This window comes from Caulobacter sp. B11 (assembly GCF_002737765.1).
In the GTDB taxonomy this organism is placed as follows: domain Bacteria; phylum Pseudomonadota; class Alphaproteobacteria; order Caulobacterales; family Caulobacteraceae; genus Caulobacter.
In genome coordinates this window covers 1-2,804 of record NZ_PEGG01000378.1, presented here as the reverse complement: position 1 = coordinate 2,804, position 2,804 = coordinate 1, and the positions used below count along the sequence as shown (strand labels likewise).

Annotated in this window: 3 protein-coding genes; 2 read left to right on the top strand and 1 reads right to left on the bottom strand. The window is 67.7% G+C overall.

All coding sequences use genetic code 11. The annotated features are described in order from the left end of the window. A partial coding sequence (locus CSW58_RS13095) for an MFS transporter (protein ID WP_099447575.1) occupies positions 1-1,054 on the top strand: 1,054 nt, incomplete at its 5' end. Between the two features lie 170 nt (positions 1,055-1,224). Further along, positions 1,225-1,851 (top strand): heme-binding protein, encoded by a 627-nt coding sequence (locus tag CSW58_RS13090; protein WP_099447574.1) that lies wholly within the window; start codon positions 1,225-1,227, stop codon positions 1,849-1,851. Positions 1,852-1,873: 22 nt separating this feature from the next. Here the strand turns inward: CSW58_RS13090 and CSW58_RS13085 are convergent. Next, a partial coding sequence (locus tag CSW58_RS13085; RefSeq protein ID WP_099447573.1) for a HupE/UreJ family protein occupies positions 1,874-2,804 on the bottom strand: 931 nt, incomplete at its 5' end.

Genomic DNA, 2,804 nt, shown 5'->3' with positions numbered 1-2,804 from the left:
CGGTTACATCCTGTTTTGGCTGATCTTGGGCTTTCTGGGCCAGTCCATGGCGACGATGGCCCACGTCACCTGGGCGGCCCGACTGGCGCCGGACTATGGGCAGCGCGCGCGCGTCTTCAGTTGGTGGCAGGGCTTCACCGTCGCGGGCATGCTCATTGTGCTCGCCATGCCGCCGCTGATGAAGATCGGCTTCGGACTCGATTACGGGCAGGGCGTGCGGGCCATGGGCTGGTTCGTGGTGTTGAGCCTGCCCGTGGCCATCCTCTTGGCGCTGTTCTCAATTCACGAGCCGGAGTCGCCGCCGAACACCAATTCCGCCACTTGGCGCCACTATCTGGATCTGATGCGCCGGCCGTCGATTTTGCGATTGCTCGCCTCGGATATTCTTCTGGGGACGGGTCCGGTGATCGCCGGAACACTGTTCTTCTTCTATTTTGAAGCCCTCCGCGGCTGGGACCGTTCCGAAGCCGGCCTGCTGCTGCTGCTCTATTTTATCGGCGCACTGTTGGGCGCGCCCCTTTGGGGGCGGCTCGGACAGGCGATCGGCAAGCATCGCGCCCTGGCCATCGCCGCAGTCGCCTATGCCGTCGCCCAGGTGTCGGTGTTGCTCGCGCCAGAGGGTCTGGTCTGGGGGATCGTGACCATGATCCTTGCCGGCCTGCCCTACAGCGCGGGGCCAATACTGTTGCGCGCCATGATGGCCGACCTGGGTGACGAGGAGCGTCTCAAGAGCGGTGTGGATCGCAGCGGTCTCATGTTTGGTTTGCTGAGCGGGGCCGTGAAGATCGGCTCCGCCGTCGCGGTTTTTGCTTCCGTCAGCGCGCTGGAATTTTTCGGATTCAAGGCGGACTCGGGGGCCGACAATGCCCCCTTCGCCTTGCTCGTTCTCTCGGTCAGCTTCGCCGTCGTGCCTGCCCTTTTGGCGCTGGCTGGCGCTGCCCTGATAAGCGGTCACACCATGGACAAGGCCGCGCACGATACGATCCGCAAGGCGCTCGAGGCGCGTGATGCCGCGCAGAACTCACGCGCATCGGCGCTCGGATCGCCGCCCTGAAGGCGCGCTCTTGAGGCGTTCGGTGCTGCCGGCCACAGCCACCGCCCCGAGGCGCGGCCGTCACGCAACGAAGTCAGACCCTGGTCCGTTCAGTCCGGTGTAGGCTTAGTCGCCGGGCGTTTGGCCCTGGCGAATGGCGACATTCACGGCGCCGGGGCAGAGCACAACAGATGAGCATCACCCTGAGACGCATTGTTCTGGGCGCGGCGTTTGGCGCCGTCATTCTGGGGACCACCGCTTTGGCCGTTGAAGAACCCACCTTCAAGGTCGTCCTCCACGAGGGCGATTTTGAAGTGCGCGACTATCCGGCCCTGGTGGTCGCCGAGGTGACCGTCAGCGGCGATCAGAAGCAAGCGGCCAGTCGAGGCTTTCGATTGTTGGCCGGCTACATCTTCGGCGGCAACACGACGCGCCAGAGCATCGCCATGACGGCGCCGGTGGCCCAAGCGCCGTCCGGCCAGAAGATCGCCATGACCGCGCCGGTGACCCAGACCCAAAGCGCCAACCAATGGACCGTCCGGTTCACCATGCCGAGCGCCTATTCGCTCGACGCCCTGCCCGCGCCGAACGATCCGAAGGTGAAGCTCCGCCAGATCCCGCCGTCCCGCTTCGCGGTGCTGCGCTTCTCCGGCCTGGCCGGGACGGAGGCGGTCGCCGACAAGACCGCGGATCTGGAAAAGCGGGTGTCCACCCACCGCCTGCGGGCGATCGGCCCGGCGTCCCTGGCGCAATATAATCCGCCCTGGACCCCGTGGTTCATGCGGCGCAACGAAGTGATGATCCCCGTCGCCCCCTGATCGCGCGGGCGACCAAGATCGGTCAGCCCAGGGCCCGGGCGATGCACCAGTAGGCGGCCGTGACGCCGATGCCGTAGGCGCTGACGCGCTGAACGAGCCGCAGCCGCTCGGGCGCGAAGCGGCGGATGAGCGCCAGGACCAGCAGGCCGGCGCCGACAATGACCAGCTGCCCGATCTCGACGCCGATATTGAAGGTCAGCAGCGCGGTCGGGACCTCGCGCTCGGGCATGCCGATCTCGGCCAGGGCCCCGGCGAACCCGAACCCATGCAGCAGGCCAAAGGCGAAGGCCACCAGCCAGGGGGCCCGTTCCGACAGGCGCGGCGGCCCCTCGGGCCGCGACTTGACGATCTCGACGGCCAGAAACACGATCGACAGGGCGATGGCGATCTCAACCGGCTGGCGCGGCAGGCTGATCAGGTTCAGCGATGTCCCGACCAGGGTCAGGGAATGGGCGATCGTGAAGGCGGTGACGGTCTTGGCGATCCGCATCCCGCCGCGCAGCAGCAGCACCAGGCACAGCACGAACAGCAGGTGGTCGTAGCCGGTCAGGATGTGCTCGACGCCCAGAAACAGATAGGTGCGAGCCACCTGCAGCCGGTCCGGCGTCGTGCGAACCTCCGTAGACGGATGATCCGCCGTCAGGCGCGCGACCTGCACCGGCCGCCCCAGCGGCGCGATCCGCGCCAGGGCGTCGGTGAAGGTCGCGTCCAGACCGCTGAGCCCCACGGCCTGGCCCGCCAGCCCCTTGGGACAGTCCAGGCTCCAGACCTCGACCAGGGCGCCGCCAACCAGGGTGCGGGAGGGCGGCGGAGCCTGGCAACCGGGCGGCAGGACCGGCGCGGCATGGGTGGCCAGGCCGCCGCGGATCGGGGCCTTCCAGACCAGGCGCCAGGCCGAGGGCGAGGTTTGGGTCAGCTCCAGATAACCGGGCCGCAGGTCGTCGGCCCGGGCC

Excerpts from the sequence above, each read along its gene's own strand:
- CSW58_RS13090 (WP_099447574.1), top strand. The coding sequence starts at position 1,225 with ATGAGCATCACCCTGAGACGCATTGTTCTGGGCGCGGCGTTTGGCGCC.